The sequence below is a fragment of the Candidatus Kryptoniota bacterium genome, from assembly GCA_036567965.1.
Lineage (GTDB): Bacteria > Bacteroidota > Ignavibacteria > Kryptoniales > JAKASW01 > JAKASW01.
The window spans coordinates 95,228-116,589 of record DATCTN010000027.1 but is presented as its reverse complement, the minus strand read 5'-3'; the positions used below and the strand labels follow the sequence as shown (position 1 = coordinate 116,589).

Annotated in this window: 16 protein-coding genes; 5 read left to right on the top strand and 11 right to left on the bottom strand. The window is 49.6% G+C overall.

Annotation, left to right across the window (positions count from 1 at the left end):
• Positions 1 to 129: 129 nt before the first annotated feature.
• The gene (locus tag VIS48_12875) at positions 130 to 567 is read left to right on the top strand and encodes a hypothetical protein (protein ID HEY9167043.1); all 438 of its coding nucleotides are present in this window, start codon (positions 130 to 132) and stop codon (positions 565 to 567) included.
• A gap of 27 nt (positions 568 to 594) precedes the next feature.
• On the opposite strand, the gene VIS48_12870 is transcribed toward VIS48_12875, so the two are convergent.
• Positions 595 to 1,587: a hypothetical protein gene (locus tag VIS48_12870; protein ID HEY9167042.1), complete on the bottom strand. Its 993-nt coding sequence runs from the start codon at positions 1,585 to 1,587 to the stop codon at positions 595 to 597.
• Between the two features lie 431 nt (positions 1,588 to 2,018).
• Between VIS48_12870 and queC the strand changes: the two genes are divergently transcribed.
• On the top strand, positions 2,019 to 2,705 hold the full coding sequence (gene queC / locus VIS48_12865; protein HEY9167041.1) for a 7-cyano-7-deazaguanine synthase QueC: 687 nt from the start codon (positions 2,019 to 2,021) through the stop codon (positions 2,703 to 2,705).
• A gap of 636 nt (positions 2,706 to 3,341) precedes the next feature.
• Positions 3,342 to 6,275 carry a TonB-dependent receptor gene (locus VIS48_12860; protein ID HEY9167040.1) on the top strand — a complete coding sequence of 978 codons (2,934 nt, stop codon included), beginning with the start codon at positions 3,342 to 3,344 and terminating at the stop codon, positions 6,273 to 6,275.
• 145 nt (positions 6,276 to 6,420) lie between these two features.
• Here VIS48_12860 and VIS48_12855 read toward each other — a convergent pair whose 3' ends face one another.
• On the bottom strand, positions 6,421 to 8,571 hold the full coding sequence (locus tag VIS48_12855; protein HEY9167039.1) for an alpha-N-acetylglucosaminidase: 2,151 nt from the start codon (positions 8,569 to 8,571) through the stop codon (positions 6,421 to 6,423).
• An 801-nt stretch (positions 8,572 to 9,372) separates the two neighbouring features.
• Between VIS48_12855 and VIS48_12850 the strand changes: the two genes are divergently transcribed.
• Both VIS48_12850 and VIS48_12845 read left to right on the top strand, forming a co-directional pair.
• Positions 9,373 to 10,341: a phosphatase PAP2 family protein gene (locus VIS48_12850; GenBank protein HEY9167038.1), complete on the top strand. Its 969-nt coding sequence runs from the start codon at positions 9,373 to 9,375 to the stop codon at positions 10,339 to 10,341.
• Between the two features lie 248 nt (positions 10,342 to 10,589).
• On the top strand, positions 10,590 to 10,916 hold the full coding sequence (locus VIS48_12845) for a hypothetical protein (protein HEY9167037.1): 327 nt from the start codon (positions 10,590 to 10,592) through the stop codon (positions 10,914 to 10,916).
• Between the two features lie 55 nt (positions 10,917 to 10,971).
• Here VIS48_12845 and VIS48_12840 read toward each other — a convergent pair whose 3' ends face one another.
• From VIS48_12840 to VIS48_12800, 9 genes are all read right to left on the bottom strand, one after another.
• A complete protein-coding gene (locus VIS48_12840; protein ID HEY9167036.1) occupies positions 10,972 to 12,507 on the bottom strand; it encodes a hypothetical protein in 1,536 nt (511 codons plus the stop codon).
• A gap of 1,274 nt (positions 12,508 to 13,781) precedes the next feature.
• Positions 13,782 to 13,961 carry a hypothetical protein gene (locus tag VIS48_12835; protein ID HEY9167035.1) on the bottom strand — a complete coding sequence of 60 codons (180 nt, stop codon included), beginning with the start codon at positions 13,959 to 13,961 and terminating at the stop codon, positions 13,782 to 13,784.
• Positions 13,962 to 13,987: 26 nt separating this feature from the next.
• Positions 13,988 to 14,497 carry a nuclear transport factor 2 family protein gene (locus VIS48_12830; GenBank protein ID HEY9167034.1) on the bottom strand — a complete coding sequence of 170 codons (510 nt, stop codon included), beginning with the start codon at positions 14,495 to 14,497 and terminating at the stop codon, positions 13,988 to 13,990.
• 33 nt (positions 14,498 to 14,530) lie between these two features.
• Complete coding sequence (locus VIS48_12825; protein HEY9167033.1) at positions 14,531 to 15,415, bottom strand: DUF5677 domain-containing protein; 885 nt, start codon at positions 15,413 to 15,415, stop codon at positions 14,531 to 14,533.
• Between the two features lie 202 nt (positions 15,416 to 15,617).
• Positions 15,618 to 16,640 (bottom strand): hypothetical protein, encoded by a 1,023-nt coding sequence (locus VIS48_12820; GenBank protein ID HEY9167032.1) that lies wholly within the window; start codon positions 16,638 to 16,640, stop codon positions 15,618 to 15,620.
• Positions 16,641 to 16,947: 307 nt separating this feature from the next.
• Positions 16,948 to 18,234, bottom strand: a complete 1,287-nt coding sequence (locus VIS48_12815) for a GMC family oxidoreductase N-terminal domain-containing protein (GenBank protein HEY9167031.1) — start codon at positions 18,232 to 18,234, stop codon at positions 16,948 to 16,950.
• Positions 18,231 to 18,776: a hypothetical protein gene (locus VIS48_12810; GenBank protein ID HEY9167030.1), complete on the bottom strand. Its 546-nt coding sequence runs from the start codon at positions 18,774 to 18,776 to the stop codon at positions 18,231 to 18,233. The genes VIS48_12815 and VIS48_12810 overlap by 4 nt, the downstream gene beginning before the upstream one ends.
• The gene (locus VIS48_12805) at positions 18,773 to 19,177 is read right to left on the bottom strand and encodes a hypothetical protein (protein HEY9167029.1); all 405 of its coding nucleotides are present in this window, start codon (positions 19,175 to 19,177) and stop codon (positions 18,773 to 18,775) included. The genes VIS48_12810 and VIS48_12805 overlap by 4 nt, the downstream gene beginning before the upstream one ends.
• Positions 19,174 to 20,433 carry a radical SAM protein gene (locus VIS48_12800; GenBank protein ID HEY9167028.1) on the bottom strand — a complete coding sequence of 420 codons (1,260 nt, stop codon included), beginning with the start codon at positions 20,431 to 20,433 and terminating at the stop codon, positions 19,174 to 19,176. Before VIS48_12800 ends, VIS48_12805 begins: the two co-directional genes overlap by 4 nt.
• Positions 20,434 to 21,362: the final 929 nt, after the last annotated feature.

Here is a 21,362-nt window from a genome sequence, read left to right as displayed (position 1 = left end):
GTCATCCTGGATTGTACTATCAATGTAGATGCAACGATTTGGCATGGGTGACTTGGTTGATGCGGGTTTTGAAGTCAGATGCTTGCATTTCTTTCATGCATCGTGTAATGTTCCATGAAGGGATTTGAGTTGGGAATTCAAATTAAGGTTCATGCGGGATCCTACAGGAGCTTCCGGATCCCTCTGATTCACGCCTTTGTCGGTTGGGCGCTCTGTGCTGAGACTATCGAACTTGGCGTTGTACTCACGACACTGCGGAACACCCTTTACATCCATGCCGTACTAGCACCTGTAATCTTCTTTGTGGTATCGCTCAACTATTTCAAGAAGTACAATCATCTTTCGCCATTTAGAACCGCAATTGCTTTCACATCATTTATAATTCTTGTTGACTTCTTTGTCGTAGGGTTAGCGATCAATCGAAGTCTCAACATGTTTTCGAGTATGTTAGGCACGTGGATCCCATTTGCTCTGATTTTTCTATCAACTTATTTGACTGGAATGGTTGTGAATGGCAAGCGGAGCAGCGGGGTAAGTCCTTTGCCCAAGTCGACCAAGCACGCTTAGGTACAAACAGCGGCGATGAATCCACAATCAGTTTTGTCGCCTGCCTATGACTGCTATAGCTTTCTGTCCAATTCCCGTGAATCCTACTGCGATCATCAGATTTCCTTTGATAGCTACTTTCCCAAGTACGCCATAAGAAAGTGGAATCATATCCTTGTAATTGTGCCAGCTTCTTCCGTTGTAATGCACCATCTCGAATGAGTCCCCAACCACAAATACGTCGCTCGTGTCATTCCCTGCCACGCTTTCAGAAACGTAGCTCGTTACAACTCCCGGTGCATATGTGTTCCAGACACGATCTGTGAGTCGGTGCTTCCAAGAGATCCCTGCACCCACCGCGTAATATTTCTGGTTTGGTACAAACCAGACTCCGTAAAGACTGCTCCCCAGGCCACTGTCAGAAACGGTTGTTACAGTTGTTCCCTGGATACTGAGAAACTTAGATCCTTCATCGTTCGACGCAACAGCAAGTATCTGGCTTCCATCAGGTGAGCCCCAGATGTCACGAATGTCAAGAGTGATATTACTGATGACCTTTTGCCATGATCCGGAAGTGTACATCGCAGCCGAGCCGCCATTGCCGACCACGTAAATGTTGGAACTGCCTGTCCCCCAGATTTTATTCATTTGGTACTGACCCCACACTGCAGTTGGAACTGGAACCGGAGCAAAAGTGCTCCCATCCCAATAGATTACACCGTTCCCGCAGAGCCATATTTCTCTTGGTCCAAAAGAGAAAACCGATTGAATGGGATGATAATAGGGTTGCCCCTGGTAATAGTATGGAACCCTTTGGAGACTCCAATTTCCTCCGTCCCATCCTGCCAGATTATAGAAGGGGTTCTCCCAGTTTCCTACCGAATCGAGAACGTTAATCTCTCCCACCGCATAAGCCACCGGCGGATTTGTGCTCACGATCGCAACGTCGTACAAATCGCTCGCTCCATCTCCCAGGGTATCGATAGTGAAAGTCCAGTTGTGGCTCGTCGTGTCTGCTCCTCCTCCATTGTGCGGACCCATGAATAGGTTACAGCTTGATACGCCAAAAAGAATTGTCGCAAAGATCAACCGCCGCAGTTTGCCCACTGACATGCAGGAAATATTGGATGTTGGGCGAGAAGAATCAACCCGGATGTAATTCGGGTAGTGCACCTACGGCGCCAGAAGATATCGACTCCCGCGTTTTCCCACGGTCCCGCACTTGATTATGTTATGGCGCCCTCATGCTCGGCATCCGAAAGCGCTCTCTCCATGTTCTCAAATTTAGATAACCACACTAATGGTTATTCCCTCCCCCAATACAAACCATAAACAGAAAGCCAGGATCACTTTGTGCTCTCCATTCCCTTGTTGTCTATCTTCCTTCGCTTCCCTAATTTGCCGTGACACACTTATCTTCAAGCCGGACAAATGCACGGGAAACGTTTTAAGACCAGAATCGGACAAACTTGATGAAAGCCAATGAAACTCCGGGAAACGTGGAAAGAGTGGTCGTATCATTTTCTGGCGGTCTTGATTCGACAACACTTCTGTGCTGGGCACTGCGCAGGTATGAAGTGAACGCCCTCACTTTCCACTACGGCTCCAAGCACGCCCGACAGGAAATTAAAGCCGCAGAAAGCATCACCGCGAAATTTGGTGTCGCGCACAAAATCATACACCTTCCATTTATAAATGAGCTGTTCAACTCAGACCTTCTTGCAAGCGGTGGAACAATTCCCGAAGGACATTATGAAGACAATTCAATGAGAAGAACCGTGGTCCCGTTCCGCAACGGGATAATGTTGTCGATAGCCGTCGGGTATGCTGAGTCGATAGGCGCCACGACTGTTCTCTATGCCGCACACTCCGGCGATCATGCAATCTACCCGGATTGTCGGCCTGAGTTCTTAAACGCGATGTCGGAAGCTGGAAGACTGGGCACTTACGCCGGAGTGGAAATAAAAGATCCTTTTATCGGGATGTCGAAAGGGGATATCGTAACTCTCGGAACCGATCTTCAAGTCCCATTCGGATCAACTTACTCCTGTTACAATGGAAGACCCAAACACTGCGGAAAGTGCGGGGCATGCGTTGAACGAAAGGAAGCCTTCGTGCTCGCCGGCGTACCTGACCCGACGACGTACGAATCGGAGTAAGGCGTTGAGTGTGAGAGTTAAATGCCCTGCTAAACTCCCTCTTTAATTATCCCCCTACAAGGGGGAGAAGAAGTAGGCATTGTCAGATCCAGGGCCGGCATCGTTATGTCGAACTTGATTCGTGAAGGAGTTCAATTTCAGATTGTGAGCCGCCATAATCTCATCGGAGCATTGAGTACATCAGATGGGCACGAAGTCAAACTCCCTCTTTAATTCTCCCCCTACAAGGGGGAGAAGAATGAGGCATTACCAAATTCAAACCAAACATCGTCCTGCCGAACCCTGTCCGAACTGCTTCTGTTCGGGAATGTTTCGGCATCTATTCTCCGAAGAAGATCCGGAGCTCATGTGTATTCATGTTATGTAAACAATTTCTTTGATTTTCAAATAGAGAATGAGACATGTCAGCCGGTGAGTCGATACATCCGGCTTGTACACCTTTTGCCGGTCAGCTTGACTAAGGAATTCATTTCCTTTAACTTTTGACCGAAGTGAAGGTGTGTGGTTTTTCATCCGCATCGGGAGGTGAGCGAATAATTCATTCTAACTGACGAGAAGGAGTAAATCATGTCTCACATGAGTTCTACGTCTCTAGTTAGGTCATTCTTGGTCCCAGTGTTGCTGATGCTCTTCTCAATGAGTTCCGCGCGGGCAAGTGGCTCAGGCACACTGAAAGGCAGGGTTTTCGACCGCGCCACAAAGGATCCTTTGATCGGCGCAACAATCGTGGTGAAGAATACCAGCATCGGTGCGGCTACCGATCTGAACGGCTACTTCATAGTTCGCAACGTGCCTGCAGGAAACTCTGTGATTGTGATACGTTGCATCGGCTACGACTCGGTCAACGCGACTGTGACTCTTGAACAAAATGGAGAGGTTAGTCAAGACTACTATCTGAACGCAGTCGCGATTCAGGGCAAACCGGTCCTTGTGACGGCCCAGGCGCAGGGACAGGTACAAGCTGTAAACCAACAACTCTCCTCGTCTAACATAGTAAACGTTGTCTCGGCAAAGAAAATTCAGGAGCTCCCGGATTTCAACGCCGCCGAGGCACTGGGCCGGCTCCCGGGAATTTCCGTGACTCGAAGCGGAGGCGAAGCGGACAGAATCGTCATAAGAGGTCTGGCACCGGAATATAACCTGGTGGCGATAAACGGCGTGACCCAGGGCGCAACGGACAACTCCACACGGAGCGTCGACCTCAATCAGATATCGCCGAACATGATTAAGTCGATCGAAGTATACAAAGAGCTTACTCCCGACATGGATGCAGACGCGATCGGCGGCTTCGTAAATATCCTCTTGAACGACGCCCCGCACGGGTTCCACACGGACCTCCTCTGGCAATCGGGTTATAACAAATTCAGAAACTTCTACGGGAACTATAAGGCCGTCGCATCCGTAAGCGACAGGTTCTTTGACGATCAGCTCGGCGCTTACCTATTACTGACGGCCGAGGAAGTCGACAGGAGCGCCGACAATATAAACGCCACTTACAACGTGATCGGCGCTCAAAACGTGGTCTTTGTGGAAACGATAGCACTAAACAGACATATTGAATTCAGAAATCGATACGGCGGCAGTCTTATGCTCGACTACAGGATTCCGAACGGGAGCATCCAACTTACAAACTCTTTTTCAAGACTGCAGCCAAGGACGACCGACTTTACCACGACTTATGATCCTCCATGGAACGGAGCCGGCCAGCAATTATACAATATCACGGGCGGAGTCAGCAACAACGACATAATGACAAACTCATTAGAAGGGAAAAATGATTTAGGATTCATGCAGGTGGAGTATGGTGTGTCAAACAACTATGTCCTGAACAACACCCCTTCTTCGCCGCAGATCCAGTTTCTCCAGACAAACGGATGGGTGCCATCGTTAAACTCGGTGGTCGGCGCCGGCATGTCTCCACAGACACTGGTCACCTATGCAGTACCGAACGACTCAAACATAGCTCTGAGTCAAATCGGAACGAATGTTTATATGTTCAAGAACGTCAGTCAGGCTGGTAAGTTGGACCTCAAGATACCTTTTGCTCCGAGCGAAGACTTGAGTGGATTCCTGAAGTTCGGAGGAAAATACTCATACACGGACCGCCATTATGATGAGACCGAATACAGTGTAGGAACTTACTATGGCGGAGATCAGGCAATCATTAACGACATATTCCGTCTCTTTCCAAATTTGAAAAAGGCGTTCCTTGGAGGGGCGAGCGGAGGGAACGTCTGGGCACTCAATTTCACAAATCCGGACCCCACTCTCTGGCAAAATTTCCTTCCGAACCAGCGTGTGGGCGATCTTAACTGGGCGCCGACGCTGGGTTATCCAAATCAGGTGAGCATGGCATTCTTTAACGACAAGACCAATTCTGATCTTACAGTTCAAAACGCGCTCATACCCATCAACGGAGCTGAGGGTTTGTACTGGAACGATTACAGCTATATCGAAATCCTCTCGGCTGGATACGGAATGGCACAGGTTAATGGGGGACAGCACTTCATGATTGTGGGTGGCGCACGATTTGAGAACGACGCCAACAACATCACGGCGTACGCGGTCAAACAGCAAAGTGTCATGCAACCGGCCTACAATCAGGATACGATAAATGCGAAAACATCCAACCATTACTGGCTCCCTATGGTACAGGCGCGCTACAAGGTCACAGATTGGGCCGATATACGATATGCCTATACGCAAACCCTCGCGCGTCCGGATTTCAACGCGCTTGTTCCAAAGGTGCAAATAAACAGCCCGGGTAATTATGCGTACCTCGGGAATCCATTCTTAAAATCGGCAAGGGCGTATAACCATGACCTGATACTTTCACTGTACAGCAATGTCGTCGGCCTCTTCACCGTCGACGGCTTCTACAAAGAGATAGACGGTTTTGCATATCAGAGATACTATCCTTTACTTGCACATCCACCGTCTCACTTCGATTCTCTGACATCCACTGTGGGCGGGTACACCCTTAGGGCCCTGGGCATCGGCGCCACAGGTTCAGGTAATATAAATGACTGGATAAATAATCCTTATCCCGCATTCTTGAGAGGAGTGGAAGTCGATCTTGAGCACCGATTCTGGTATCTACCTTTTCCATTTAGCGGAATTGTGTTGAGCACCAACTACTCACATATCTGGTCAAACACATTCTATCCGATCATATCGTCGAAGTCCGTAGGAAAGACTGTAATCATCCTTCCCGATTCGAGTCGATCCGACCGGCTTGTACAGCAACCTTCGGACATTTTCAACGGCTCGCTGGGATACGATCTGGGAGGCTTCTCGGCACGTGTGTCCTTCGAGTACTATGGATCAGTGCTGACCTATATTGGAGGTGTGGTTCAGAACGATAATATGAACCAGGATTATTTCCGGCTCGACGCTTCGGTCCGTTACCAGCTGCAGCAGGATTCATTCATGCCGGGGCTGCAGGTCTATGTGAACCTGAACAACCTCACCGCCAGACCCGACCAGGGGAATCAGGTATCCAAGGGCTACATCCAGTACGAAAACTTCTACGGCTTCACTGCTGATGTAGGTATCCGATATACCCTGTGAGATCGGTCCGATCCATTCGCGGATCGAGAGAAGATCTTTACAATATTTGATGTCGCTTCAATAATCAGAACGCCGTCCCCTGCAGCTCGGGACGGCGTTTCTTTTAAATCTATGACGCGTGAATCCTATTTACTGATCATGGTGGCTACCTCTCCGTGATCGGATACTTCGCGAGCATCCTCGCCGAGACTTCCACCGGATCTCCCGCTGGTTTGGAATCATACTTTTCCGTTCCGTGACACCATTTGTCTTCCCAGGAGTAGTAATTGATCGGGTGGACCGGCTGCCCCTCGAGACCCGACTGTAAGCTTTCGAAGAACAACTTCCACCGCGGACCGTAAAATCCGCGAAGCATCCCCGACCATTCGCGGAACGAGTAATCGTGAAGAGTTTGCGCGGCGGCACTGTCTCCCCACACAGTAATTAGTGTTCGCGCGTTGAGCTCAAACAGATCTTCCTCGCCCACATTTCTGCCCAGTTCCCTGGCGCTTTCGATCCATGATCCAAGAAGGTATTCCTTTCTCGTACCGAGAAGCGTGTCAAGATCGGAAATAACATCGAGAAACATTTTCGAATATTTCGTGAAGTTCGCAACATCTTTCGATTCGTAAGCCTTCATGCATTTCGCGTAATAGCCGTGCGCCAGGTTCGAGATGTATTGTCTCGTCACGCTCACGAGGTCATACTGGTACGAATCGACTCCTCTCAATTGATTTGAGCAGTCCAGAAGGTCCTGTGCAGCCTTTTCCAGAAGTGAATTGTCGATCCAGATTTTTGAACTCGACCAGGTCACGACCCGGTCCGCATTGCTCGCGGGCCGCGCGCACACTATCGGATCTGTCGGTGCGGGTTCAGAGTAAATAGTTTTATACAGAATTTCCCAGGCCTCTTCGGCTGCCGGAACAATCTTTCCGTAACGATAGTACGTGAATCCTTTTATCCATTCGGGGACGTTAATCTTCCCGACATCCCACGCCGCTTCGAAAAACAGATCGTAGTTGACAGGGTCGTTGTCGAAGCCCTCCATCAAAAATCCGATACCCTTCAGATATTTTCCCTCGGGCGTTTTCAATGCGCGAGTTGGCGCGCCGGCGGCAGAATCGAGTTTCCCGTACATAAACGTATTGTCGCCGTAGTAGAGTATGTTGCACCACAGCCATGGAGTTCCTTCATACGCATTTCTGGTTTCCCATGTTGCCTCACTCTCGGCATTGAGATCCAATACGAGTGCGTGACTCCTGTCGATTCCCGCGAGCAGCTCCTCTTTGGGATTCTGCTGCCATCCCTGTAGGACCCACACCGCGGACTGATTTTCCTTGAGCATTTCACCCTGAATGAGACTCGCCGCTTTCTCCACATCGATGTCGTCTGTCTTTCCACCTTCATGGAATGGATCGCCTCCGTAGAAATCCGATTTGCCGTACAGGCGAGTGAGCTCCCTATAATAAGTCCGGGCCATCGGCGCGAACAAAGAATCTGACGGATCCAGGATATCAGGTCTCTGAAAATTCCCCCAAAGACCCTGGTCGACGATATGGTGGTTCGGGAATTTCTGTTTCAGAAGTGTGGGCACCATTCCGTAAAATCCCTGGTACACGGGGCTAATGCCGAGCTCTTTCATCCGTTCGAGTATTCGCTTCTGAAGACCCGACCTTTCATCTATATATTTCTGAGAAACCGGACCGCGCCACTTCTCGAGGTTTCCCATCAGCCACCATGCTGTGTATGCCGGACCGGGGATGAATTCCAGAATCTCCTTTTGGCTGAAACCGTACTGCTTCAACACATTCTGCCAGACCTTCTCCGTGCCCGTCACCGCGAGCGCAAGGTTGACCCCGTTCAGCGCCATCCAGTCGAGTTCTTTCTCCCAGTCTTTCCATCTGTACCATGACATGCTGTAATTAAATGTGCAGTAGTTGAAGAAGTATCTGTACTCGAAAGGCGTCTCTTCCCTTATATCCTTTGCCGGCAGTGGAAGTTTGGCGGGCAATTTCAGATTCATTCCCATCCTGGAAATGGAGCAATGACACACATACTTCAGGTAATAATTCAGCGCAAACGCGGCTGCGGAGGGCGACGAACCGCGTATGACTACCTCCCCTTGCTCCGAGCCGACCTCGAACATCTCTTTTCCTGATTGTGATGAGATCGAATCGATTCGGATTTCGCCCGCCTGCTGCGGAATAATTCTTTCGATGAGTTTTTCTACACCAGGGAAGGCGCCGTGATATTGAACCACTGCGAAGGCAATTCTATGCGATACGAAAACCAGAATTAGAAGTACCAATCGTTTCATGGGCGTCTTTAATATAAAACCCCGATGGCGAAGATTAAAATTCGGGTGGTGACTCAATTTCAATAAGCAACTGTTCTCCCCCTTGCGAAAATGTCCCGCTCCGAAGGAGTCCCTTTGGGAAAGGGATCCCTTCGGGAGAGTCCCGCTGAAGATGAACAGTTTATTCATGTCTCGACAGAATGGTTATGGCGATTTTTTGTTCAACAGAGAATTAACAGAGCTGTTCAAAAAATCGCGCACAACAGAGGGCGGGACGTTCCCGACGGCAGTCGGGACCATTTTCGCGGGGCGTCCTTTTCTTTCTGTCCACTTTCTTTTGGACGAGCAAAAGAAAGTGGACAAGGAACAGTGTACTAGACACAATGATTGTTTATGTACTTTCCTTTGTCTTGATATCCCGATCAAAATCGGGACAGGCGCCGGAAGGTACCAAAGTCGGCCGTAGGCTGATCCGCCCTTCGGCGGAGAAAAATCAAGCGTTCACTACGCGAAACGCTTCGTGGAGTGTAGCCTTCGGAAAAAATGGCTGGAAATTTCCGCTTAAGTTGGAAACAAATCAAGCCTCCGCCTGACGGCGTCGGCAATTTGTTTGCTCAGGCTCGGTTGGGACACTTAAGGAAATTTCCTAATCGCCATTTTTTCCGAAGGCCATTTGTGAAGATGTCCAATCAAAACTCAAACCGAGTCACTACCAAACTTCGAGCCCATGGTCAACAGGTGACACGAGAAGTCGGAGAATCACACTCAGGAACTAAAAGAGGTCGGTTTTGTTTATGACAATTGGCTTAGATGGAGTTGGTCATGAAACAAAAGTATCTTCATTCCGCGAAGTACTCTATTCCTATATCTCTTCTTCTCGCAACAGGCTGCATGGCACAGGGAATCAGCGAAGATCCCGTCAACCGCGGACAACTGTCAGTTCTCCAACCACTCAAACAGGGAGTCGTCGCGCCCGAAGTCGTCCGGTTTAATGAAGGCGTGTCCAGCACCGACGATTCTCTTTCTCAGAGCCATCCCAACCTGACTCTCTTTGGCGGCTTGGGCAACAATATTCTGAATAGTTTCGGCGGCGACAATTTGTATTATCATCTCGGTGCAGTGGCAGGAACAGCGCTAATTGTTCCAACAGATCTCGATTACAAACTCGAGCATTACTTCAACACTCATCCCCAGTATACCGGCTGGGCGCACGGAGTAGGCATCACGGGACAGGACCTTCCGTTTATTGTCGGCGGCGGATTGCTCGCATATGCCGAATTACAAAGCGACAATGAAGTACTGGGCGCCTCCTTCGCGGTCATCCAGGCGAGCCTCATAGCAGTCACTTACAACTCGATCCTGAAGGCTGTGACGGGGAGACCGGGTCCAAATTGGAAACAGAATTCTAACATGGAAGACCTGAGTGAGACATTCAGGTTCGGATTTTTTCGCGGAGGAATTTACTGGGGCTGGCCTTCAGGGCACACCGTAGCCAGCATGGCGGTAGTATCGGCGCTCACAAATTACTATCCCGACAAAACATGGCTGAAGATCGCGGGGTACAGTGTGGTCGCTTATACAATGGCGGCGGTAACCGCAAATAACAGAGGCGGGATGCACTGGTTCTCCGATGCCGTCGCAGGCGCACTAATGTCTTACACTATTGGTTCTACCGTCGGCAGTTATTTCAGGAGTGCTTATACTGGCGCAGTGTCACGCCCGAGCTCAGCTTCATTTCAATTATCACCGAGCATCTATCCTGCGGGAGTGAATCTGTCAGTGGCGTTCTGAACCGCTGATTCAGATCGCGGATTTCGCAGACCTCTTATTGTGAAACACTCGTCGGTAATTACGGATTGCCAACTTCGCTTTCGATCCCCTCAAGAGTGGCAGGCATATGAGCGCCGTTCGTGTTAGATTAAACACGAAAGAGTATGAGCCAGGGGGCAGAAAAAGATCTTCTAAATTCAGGTGAATCCAAGACGGGTGCACGTAAGAAGGATGGCTTCTTCTTTTGGGCTCCGCGGATGCTTACTCTCATGTTCGCATTTCTTCTGAGCCTGTTCGCGCTGGACGTGTTTCAGGAACAAAACGGATTCTGGTTGACCATTGTTGCTTTCGTGGTACACCTGGTTCCGGCAATTACAATCCTTGTTGTGCTGGCACTCGCATGGAGATGGGAATGGGTGGGGACGGTGATCTTTGCGCTTCTTGCGACAGTCTATATTTTGAAGACCCGGGGAATGTTCGTGATCGGAACTTACATTCTGATATCAGGTTCGCTGTATCTCATTGCGATTCTTTTTCTGATCAGCTGGATAAGGAACCGCATTCGGACAAGACACGACACAGTCGAGGCAGGATAAAGTTTTTATTTGATTTACGGAGCTCGCTAATGTCGGACTCCTGCCGGCTGAGGTTCTACTCAACGTCATACACTTTATCCGTCGGTCTCATGCTGTCGTATATTCGCTTGAGCGCGTCATAAGCTGCCTGGCTTCCCCGCTGAGTGCAGTCACGGTACAGCCTCACCGCTCTACCGATATCCTGGCCGATCCCGATTCCCTTTTCGAAGCAATATGCGAGCGCCAGTTGACCGATTAACGATCCCTCATCCGATCCTGCGAAGAGCGTCTGAATGGTATCGGTGAGCGATGCCTTACTGCTGTCTTCGAGTACTGCCGCTGCAGCAAGTCTGATTTCGGCGTCCCTGCTTCCATCAAGAACCGCCCGTCGCCACGCGGAAGCACCAAGCTGCGGATTCCGTGCGGTCCACTGACCAGTGTAGTAGCAGCGGCCAAGCTCGATAAGTGACGGGATATTATTGTGCTCTCCACCCACAACGAGAAGGTGGAACGCCTGGTCGTCAAGGAGGCGCCGGTCGAGGCCAAGCTCTGTCAGCCCTGCCCAGACGAACGCTGCGTCGTCGTCGCCCTTCAGTGAACGCGATGAAACCTCTTCCGGGAATCCTTTTTCTCTGAAGAGATTCCAGAGGAGGACAGGCGCACGGCGCGAATCCATTCTGGATGCTCGCATGTATTGCTCCGCTGCAAGTATTCTGTCGCGGGGGACGCCCACCCCTTCTTCGAAACATCTTCCGAGTACGGTGAGCGCTTCCGGGCTTCCCGCGTTTGCCGCTCGCACGATCAGGCTCAATGCAGTCGTGTCCGATCCTCCCTTTTCAAAAATCTCCGAGGCTCCAAGTGCTTTGCGCAGCTGTCCGCTCCCCTCGCGGAATGCTTCGTTCAGAAGTGTCAGATCGTCGACGTGAGCGGTCGAGTCCTGCCCGAAGTCGAGGTACACCGGTTCAAATGCCTGGACAGCTCCGGCAGACGATGAATCGTGCGATGATGAAACAGACTGCAATGTGTCGGAGGAATTTACACGGCGCGCAATTTCAGGAAGTACCTTTCGAGCCGGGTCGAACTTCGCATCTGCGGCAGCCTTGACCCAGCGGTACGCTTCCTGCCAGTTGCGAGCGACGACAAGATTGTCCGCGTAGAACAGACCGAGTGCGAACTCGGCTTCAGGCATATCGCTCTTCGCGGCGGCTTCGCATCGGCGAAACGCTTCGAACGGGTCCCAACTTACTCCCCATCCGTTGTTGAGAAAGACACTGTAGTTGTATTCGGCTACCGGCATATTCTGGTCTGCAGCTTTTTTTATCCAGTAAGCTGCGCGCGCGGTGTCCGCCGAAAACCCCTTTCCGAGAAGATACCGAAGACCAAGCTCATGCTGCGCCGCCGGATCTCCCGCGTTCGCCTTCCTGACGAGCATGAAGTCTTCCCAAAGTTGATACTCGACATCGGACGGACGAATCAGCTCGTCCGCACCAGGCGGATTATAATCCCGAAAGGCCGGACTATTAGCGTGCGACTTGTCCTGAGCCTCTGTACGACACGATGTTGACAAAAGGAGAACGAGCGCAGACAGGTATCTGAAGAGACGATATTTCATTTAGATAAAATATGCAAAATTCACATACCAAATCGACACACAAGAACGCATGCAGGTTTAATGGAAGCCCTGTAAAGAACGTGGTGTTTCATCTTGTAATAATAGGCCGCTCGACCAAGTTGGGAATTGTTCCCGGCTGCTCTTGTTTCCTCGTCGATTGCAAATATTCGCGCAGTGCGTCAGACCCATTGCACACGCAATCGTAACAACTATATAAACAGGTGGCATAATACTTCACTTCAAACTTTGATCAACCACGAATCTGTATAATCCCCTGCAAAAGCGGTATCGACGCAGTCGTTGCCGTTTTTGCGGGGCACCCTTTTCTTTCCGTTCACTTTCTTTTGGGTGAGCAAAAGAAAGTGAACAACTACGAGTTGATGAGTCTTAATGGCTCTTATGTACTTTCCTTTGTCTTGATATCCCGATCAAAATCGGGACAGGCGCCGGAAAGTGCCAAAGTCCGCCGAAGGCGGATCCGTCCTCCGGCGGAGAAAAATCAATCGTTCACTACACGAAACGTTTCGTGAAGTGTAGCTGTCGGAAAAAACAGTTGACAACTCAACTCGTTGAGCTGGAAATTTCCGCTCTGAAGAAACAAATGCCACCTTGCGGCATCCCGCATTATCTGCAATTAATATTAATGAGCGGGATAAACTAGGCGCCTTACGGCGCCGTCGGACAGTATTTGTTTTGTCGCTTCGTCATTATAGGCGTCAATAATGATGCGGCATCCCGCATGGCGGGACTTAAACCCACTCCGGAAATTTCTGCCGCTTCTACATTATGGTTTTATTTACGATGCGGCATCCTCGATCCCGCGGGCCGGGATCGGGACTAATCCCCATTTTTTCCGAAGGCCTCTTGGAGGATTCGTCTTACTGGTGCGAGAAGTTATCCTGGGAGAACTTGTTGAGATCATCTTCCCAAAAGGATCGTTGGTGCCTAATCAGTTCACGGAGTTCGAATTGAAGCACTGTCGTAATCAATTATTCCGCTAGGTAGATTAGCAAATGTCAAGACAAGAACCATCCGGTTAACCGAAAAGCCTTGAATGCAGTGTGATGATTTTACAGAAAAGAGGGAGATCTCGATCTGAATGAGTAATGCGAGCTCGAATTAGATCCTGAATCAGGATTGTCTCTTATCGATACCTGTCACGAAACATTTCGGAGGATCAAAAACCCAGCCGCGATTATCAGAGCCGCCCCGGTGACTCTGGGAATGAGTTTCTTCTCCTTGAAAATTCTTCTGCCCACATCCGCCGAAATCAACTACGACGTTTTGTTGTGGCTGTCTTCCCGCTTCAATCCTCCCGACATTAATCCGAAAACCACGAGCGCTATCGCGAATATCGCCCCACTTATGGGAATGGAAATTACCTTTGTCATCAAGAGTGCGGCCAATACAAGGCACACTCCGAGAAATGACCATCCGGCCGTCTTTTTATTCATATCGACTCCTTGTTAATGATGTAACACTACGAACTTATTGCCGTCTTCTGATGAAATTTTAGAAGCCATTTATTTCTTACCTTTGTCCACACAGAGCTCGCCAGAAAAATCGCCTTCCCTTTCGTTGAGTCCGATTCGAATACCACACTTGCGTTGTACGATACGATCGCTGCAGCCTCACTAATCATAATTATCTTGAACTCGGTCAATTCATAATCGAATGACTCACCCTGCGGTATCAGCGGCACAACCTCCGCCTTAGTGTATGTCCTGCCATCGGCCTCTACCGCAATGAAATCGTCCGTCATCGCGCTGTCGAAGTAGTCTCCGTTCTTCTCCTTCTCCATTTGCCATGAGTGCTTCTCGAGGCCGATCAGTAAGTTCTTGAAATCTGAGTCACCCGCGCATTCCACCGGTCTCTTTGAATCCTGACACATTGCGTGTGGGACGAGCGTGGTGAAGAGTATCGTCATTACAGTCACCGTTACGGCAACCAGTCTATCGCTGGAAGGAGAAGTCAGAAAATAGTTTCTCATATCATACCACCATGGAGGCAGCAGAACCACCTGTCAAATTGTCAATAGTTCTTTGTCTCGAATTCCGAAATCAGATTTGATTTGTCCTATGTATTTTTCATAGAGTCCGAAAAACTTTTTCTCGTTAAGCAAATCCAGTTTTTTCGACACTTCATGACACTGGATGATGTCGAGATGGGCATTGATCAATGTTGCGCTCATTGTATAGATCTCATGCGGCCTGACGGTCCCTTCATTACCGAGCACCACAAACGCCGGAGAGATCGATGCGACATCGGCGTGAACGAGAACGCTTCCGAACTTGTATATCGTGTCGTAGTAGTAGCTCAACCGGTACGAGCTGATGAGGTCGTTCTTATCTGCCAGCTTATCACGGCGCGCTACAATCTCTCCCGTGTTCATCTCGGACCACTTCCTGATAAAGCCGTTGCTGCCGAACCCGAAAGATTTTTCGGCGGTCGCGTCCATCTTCTCCAACAATTTCGGAAGACGGGTTCCCATCTCGGGGAAAAGAAGTTCGATTCCTTCTCTGATCATGTCGATCTTCTTAAGCGTCCGTCCAAAACCGGGATCCACTTTGGGAAGGAATGCAACGAACCTCTTCAACCCGGCTTCTTCATCTTCATGAATCAGGTATGAACAGATGATTAGCTGCTCGAGCCGTGTTCTCAGAAGGATCATTGCTTCGTTTGGTTTGCCCAGAGCGGCGAGAGTACTGATTGCAGAGCTGAGATTCATTGAATTCGCGAGGAGGAGATGGAAGACCCAGTTGTGCCCCGACCCTAAGACTTTTCGATTCTTCCGGAAGTTCGCCAGATAAATTCTATGGGCTTTCTCGGAGAACCTGATATAAGACTCGATATCTCCGCCGTTTTTCGATAACGCCTGATTGCCGGCATTGCTGCGACTCGCGACCATGAAGCTATTGCCTCCGACTTAGAATTCTAGGGAACGACGAGAGTACAAGAAACAGATAATGTCCCGTCTCTCTCATCGATCTTAAACGTTCAACGCAAAAACACGCCTCTTGAAAAAGCTAATCCGCGCGGTTCGGAAAATCAACTCGGTTCGCGGCAACACAACTTTTGTCGGGATTGGCATTTCACTGATGAGTCTCGGATCACTTTCGTTTGGACTGAAATTCTTTTTCCAACTTTTGCAGAGGAACAGATGAAGCTTTCGGGAGCACAAATACGCCGCCCTTATTCTTCACGGAGACATAAAGGTTATCGGTCTGTTTGTCCCAGGTGACGATTTCTACCATGCCAGATCCAGGGTGAGTTAGTTTAGTCCATGTCCTACCTGTGTCCAAAGATTCGTAAAAGGTGTTCACAGATGAGTATAGGAGATGGGTACCATGAACGGGGTCAGCTACCACAGTTAGCAGATTGTCGACATCCTCAGAATATGCCAACTTGTTCCATGTAGTACCTGCATCGTTACTGCTAAGCACGAAGCCGCGCATTCCAAGATAGATACGCTCGGGTTGTGCCGTCAATGCGATCGTGTAGACTGCATTGTCATAGTAAACGTGCGAAATGTCAAGCATGGGTATCCAAAGAGGTGATCCTCGATCTGTAGATTTGAGCAACATGGCGGGCACAATCACGGAGGCGCCACTCGCGCTGCTATTTCCTCCGGCGTAGATTACATTGAGATCGAGAGGGTCCTGCGCATAACAAATCATATGTGCGTAGTCGTTTAGAGTTGGAAGTGACATGACTTGCCAGACCAAGCCAAAGTTGGTCGATCTGTATATTCCATCATCTTCAGTGCCTGCCGCGAACACAGTCTCGGGCTGATCACTCAGCCCAAAGAGGGTTTCGCAACTGCTGTACTTGCCGCTGTCGGCTGGGATCACGTACGGCATGCTGAATCCAAACCCACTGTCAGACTTCATCCAAGTCCTCCCCAAGTTTGTCGATCTCACAATACCCGGCAAGTTAGTCTTGAGGTTGACAATCGCTGCAAGTATTTCGTTTTCATTGTGTACAAGGACGTCAAACACACCTTCGGTATTCAAACTGGAATCTCTCAGACCCACATACTCCCAATTGTCTGTGAGCGAGCTCTTAAGCTGCCGATACAGCCCATCGTTAGAAGCACACACATATACATAGCTCGAAGAAGTCCTTATATTCATGATCGGCCTCCCCGCGAAACCCAAATACATCCATTCCCCGTCCTTGATAGGAGGAGTAACCGGACTATTTGCACAGGACCAATTGAACATTATGAATGGAATCAGAGAGTAGATTATTCGCACCAGCAATCCTTCCTCATTTGACGATGATCGCATTCTCGCTCGATCTATTTTCGGAAAATACCTTCAGCCCAAAGCACGACCCAGAGAAACTTAAGCTGTCTCGAGGTTAGTGTCAATCGAGAGAACGTGGAGGTGAGTCAAATCTCAGTTGGATGGATTGGAGCGATTTGCTGAGGCCAGCAGCTCACGCCAAAGCCCTGCAAATCTTCCCGATCCTTTTTGCCATCGCCATGATAGTAAGGATAGGCGGATTGCCGAGCGACTCTGGAAACAAACTTGAATCGCAAACATAAACATTCCCCGGAAGAGCTCCGTGATGGAAACTCCGCGATTCATTTTCGGTCAGAGGAAGCATTCCCCCCGGGTGTCCCGCGTTCAGTGTTCCGAGAAAAATCTCATCGTCATTTATCCCAACGCGATGCAAGATTTCCGTGCAAAGCTCCGTGCCTTCATCAAGAACCCGCCAGTCTTCAGCCGAAAGGGTTTTGTCGACTCTCCTGCCCTGAACCCCGCCACAATTCGTGTCGGCTATTTTTATCATGATACTGTAAATATTCTTCGCCGGGTATTTCCATCTTCCGTTGAAGAAGTAACTCAGGAAATCGAAGTAAGGTGATATTATAAAATTCTCGCGTTGAACGACGAACGGCATAGGTATCTCCGTATCCTGGCGCGAGTCGTCCCATCTTGCCGCGACACAAAGGACCGGATCGACGAAGAGCCTGTCCACGCATTCCAATCCGGAATTCCTCAATATTCCCGGGGTGCCCAATCCGCCGGCGGCGACGACGACCAGGTCGGCGGGTATGAATCTCCGGTGCCACCCGTTGCTCGCCTCAACTCCCGACGCCTGTCCATTTCGAACCACCAGTCTTTCGACTTTGCAGTTCGACACGAGCCGCGCGCCTCTCGCGAGAGCATCATCCAGAAAATATCTGCTGTCCCATTTCGCTCCTCGAAGACATCCGAATATACATCTCCCACATGCCGCACACTTTTCCCGAAAAGCCATCTTGGGTGTCGGTTCCGGCTGAAGTCCCATTTTCTCGCAGATGTCATAAACCTTTCTCGTGTTGGGGTGCCATCGTTTCTGATGATCGGTCGAAATCGGAACCTCATTTGCCAGCTCGTCGAACTCCTCATCCAGGTTTATCCCGATCGCCTTCAGTGCTTCGTCCTCTCTGAGCGCGTTGCCGGTGCATATCGTCGTGGTGCCTCCAAGGCCCCTTCCGTTTACGAGGACCATGTCCTCCGCGGTCTTCCGTATTCTCATCGGTGGAAAAATCAGTCCCGCCATTCTTTCATCCAGCATCAGGCCGCTTTTCTTCAGTTTGTAAATCGACTGGAGGTTAACGGACATCGGAACAAATGGCTTTCCCTCTTCGAGAACCGTCACATCGAATTTTCCCTGAAGTTCTTTCGCCGCTGTCGCTCCGCCAGCGCCGCTGCCGATGACGACCGCGCGTTTCATACCTGCTCAACCTCTTTCGACAAACATGCTTCACACCTCTCGCAACCGTCGGTGATCCTCCTCGAGAATTCGAGTCTTCCGCCGCCTGAAAGTCCTGCCAGGAGCCCGTCGTCCAGAGATGAGATTATACCGCAAACTGCAGGGGAATAAAATGAACTGAAGAAACAGCTGCGAACCAACACACGTCCATCCTGGCCTCCGTCAAAATCGATACCGAGGATCATATATACGATCCTGCTTAACTCCATGACGTCCTTCATTGTTTTGACATGAAATTCGCTCCTCAAGTCCTCGCCCAGCCGGTGCGCATTATTAAATAGCCGGAGCTTTGCTTCGACACCTTTTCCATTTCGGAGGGCAGCTTGAGCACAATCCCTCGTGAAAATGGCATATCTCGAAAGACTTTCTCCGAGACTCAAGCCGTTCATTTCGGGAGGCTGGGTGTCAAATGCTTCTGCTGTAACTTCGGTCAGCTCCCTCAGCCGCCTTTTCTTGACAAATCGTGGGAGATAGAAGCCGGCGATCTTCAGTTTCAATTTCAATTCGACTTACCTCTCAACTTGAGGTACAGAATCACGGCAATCATTCCAATCGAACCATCGATTACGAAATTGACAATATAGATTAGATAGTGAGCGTGTAATATGAAAAACAAAATCGATATCACCGAGGACGCTGACTTCGCGTGCGCGAGAAGGAGCGGGAGCGTTGAATTGGCCGGTTGTCGAAACATCATGAACGCAACGACGCTGACCAGATACATATAGCCCACACACAGGATCAGAAAGAAATTATGATCCACGAGAGGGGCCTGAGGTAAGCCGAGGGGAGGCGAGAAGAAATTGAAAATGGAGATGACGCCGTCAGGGACGAAGGCAAATAGTAGTCCGACAATGGCGAAGACGATCGCCAAAATGATGCCGAATAGTTTGTATAACTTCATCCCCCGATTCCCTCCAGGCGTCGAGACACCCTTTTGTTCATGCTCTCCTTTCGTGTGCGGCCGCCGTAATACAACTTGAAGAACGCCGAATAATTTTCGAAGACGACCTCATTCATCAGCTTCGAGCTCTTTTCCGCGGACAGGATTTTGCTCCCATCGGAATATTTCGCAAGGAGTTTATAGTTCCTGTTTATGAAACACGAATTATCGGATGGGAAGTAAGATTTCATCCTTCTGAAAATGTCACGAACGCTTTCCTGATGGATGTTCCCGAAACTCATCGGTGTGAATACGCACGGGCTCACTTCTCCGAACGCGTCGACATAAACCATTTTATGCCCGGCATTACAGCCGAAGCATTCTCTCCCTTCAAAGTGGCCGAGATAGTTGATCGTCATCCCTCCCGACTTGTTGTATTCATCCTGCATCGCCACGAGTCGCAGCCGGTCTTCGTCATTTATTACCATGTCTTCGCGCCAGAAAGTTTCGGTTGTCGGTTTGGCTTCGCTCAGCCATGCCTCGTGAATATTAAGTGTCTCGAGGAACCTGATGAATTCCAATGCGCCGTCCGTATTGATCATCTCGGGAGAAAGTACCGCAGACACGCCCACATCCATGTCCCCCAGGTTTCTGAATGTCTCTATGGCTTTTATAGCCTGCTTGAACGCACCCGGATATCTTCTTCTCGCGTCGTGAACTTCCTCACTCCAGTGATCGAGACTTACCGACACTGAGAACAGGCCCGCGTCACGCAGTCTCTCCGCCAATCCGTCGGTCAGGCCGCAGCCGGTTGTGAATAATTTTACTGCGCAGTCGCCCGCGATGTCATTAACGATCTCAACTATATGCGGATTCAGAAGCGGCTCACCTCCGGTCAGACCTATCCATACCACGCCCATATCCTTGAGCTCTCGCGCAACACGGCGGATAGTGCTCTTATCCATCACCCTGCCGCTTCTGTCTTTGTTATAACAGTAGTCGCAATTTTGAGGACATGAATTTGTAATGGCAATTTGCGCGTGAGACGGTCCGGTCGTCTTTTCGATTAGATGCGAGCGGACAAACCGGGAATACGCGGCGCTGTTCAACGGCGGAAGATGTGAATGCAGAATCAGATTCTTCCCTACTGTCCTGACGCGAAACTTGTTCATGTAATCGCACATGAATTTGGTGATGGACGGTCTCACGCGAATCATGGCGGGATTTGAAATGAACACCCTTCCCATAACCAGCAGATTTCTCAAGACAGATTGCATTCTCAAGATGAAATCTCCTCAAACTCAAACTTCATCAGAATTCGGCTTCGATTCCGATAACCGGTAGGATGGTGAACTGGTACACGTTCTGTTGCGTACCGTCCGAACTTTCGCGAGTTCATAATCATAAGCGGCTCGCCTGTCTTCGAGTCAGCAATTTTCCCTGTAATTGTTCCGGTTTGAGAAGAAACGTCGGTTAAGCCCGGTAGAAGCACGAAAAACGCCGCAAGGACAGTTTTCGACATCATTTTTCCTTTTCACAAATCGCGAGTGCCCGAAGCGGAGGTCAGCACGAAGGGCCTCCAGAAAACCACATACAAAATCTACTACGACTAGGAGAAAGAAGAGTTTCGAGAAGTCAGGAGCCCTAGATCAAATTATTCCCCGCGCACTGAAAATCCGCCCGTGATTCATCGGTAGAATTCGCCGGCCGCTAATCTTTCCAACTTTTTATTTTGTCGCAATGATAGCACTTGCCGTTATGGACGGATTTCAATCCTTCACACTTAGAGCACCGATACTTCTCATATTGATTCTCAATGAACTCCACCAGGCCTTCGTCTCTTATTTCATTTAAATTTTCTATCATGCTCATTGAGTAATTCTTACGATACCGGGTGTCGAGATGCACAAGTTTTTCGCAAGGAAAAAAGTCGCAATCGTAGCAGAATTCTATCTTGCCTTTGATCATCCTGCGGCTGTTTCTGCATTTCTTCTTGATGAGAGCACATTGCCTGTTTCTCGGTCGGCAACCCTCGCAGTAAATAATCCCCTTTTTCTTGGGTGTTTTGTTCAGCCATGCGAGATACGCACCGCAAATTGCGCAGTTCATTCCGCAAGGCGCAATCAACTCAGGGTGAATGTTACGACTCATTTTTTCCAGCATGCCTTAGTGAAAAGCTAGTCTCGCAACCCAAAAGAATCAACCG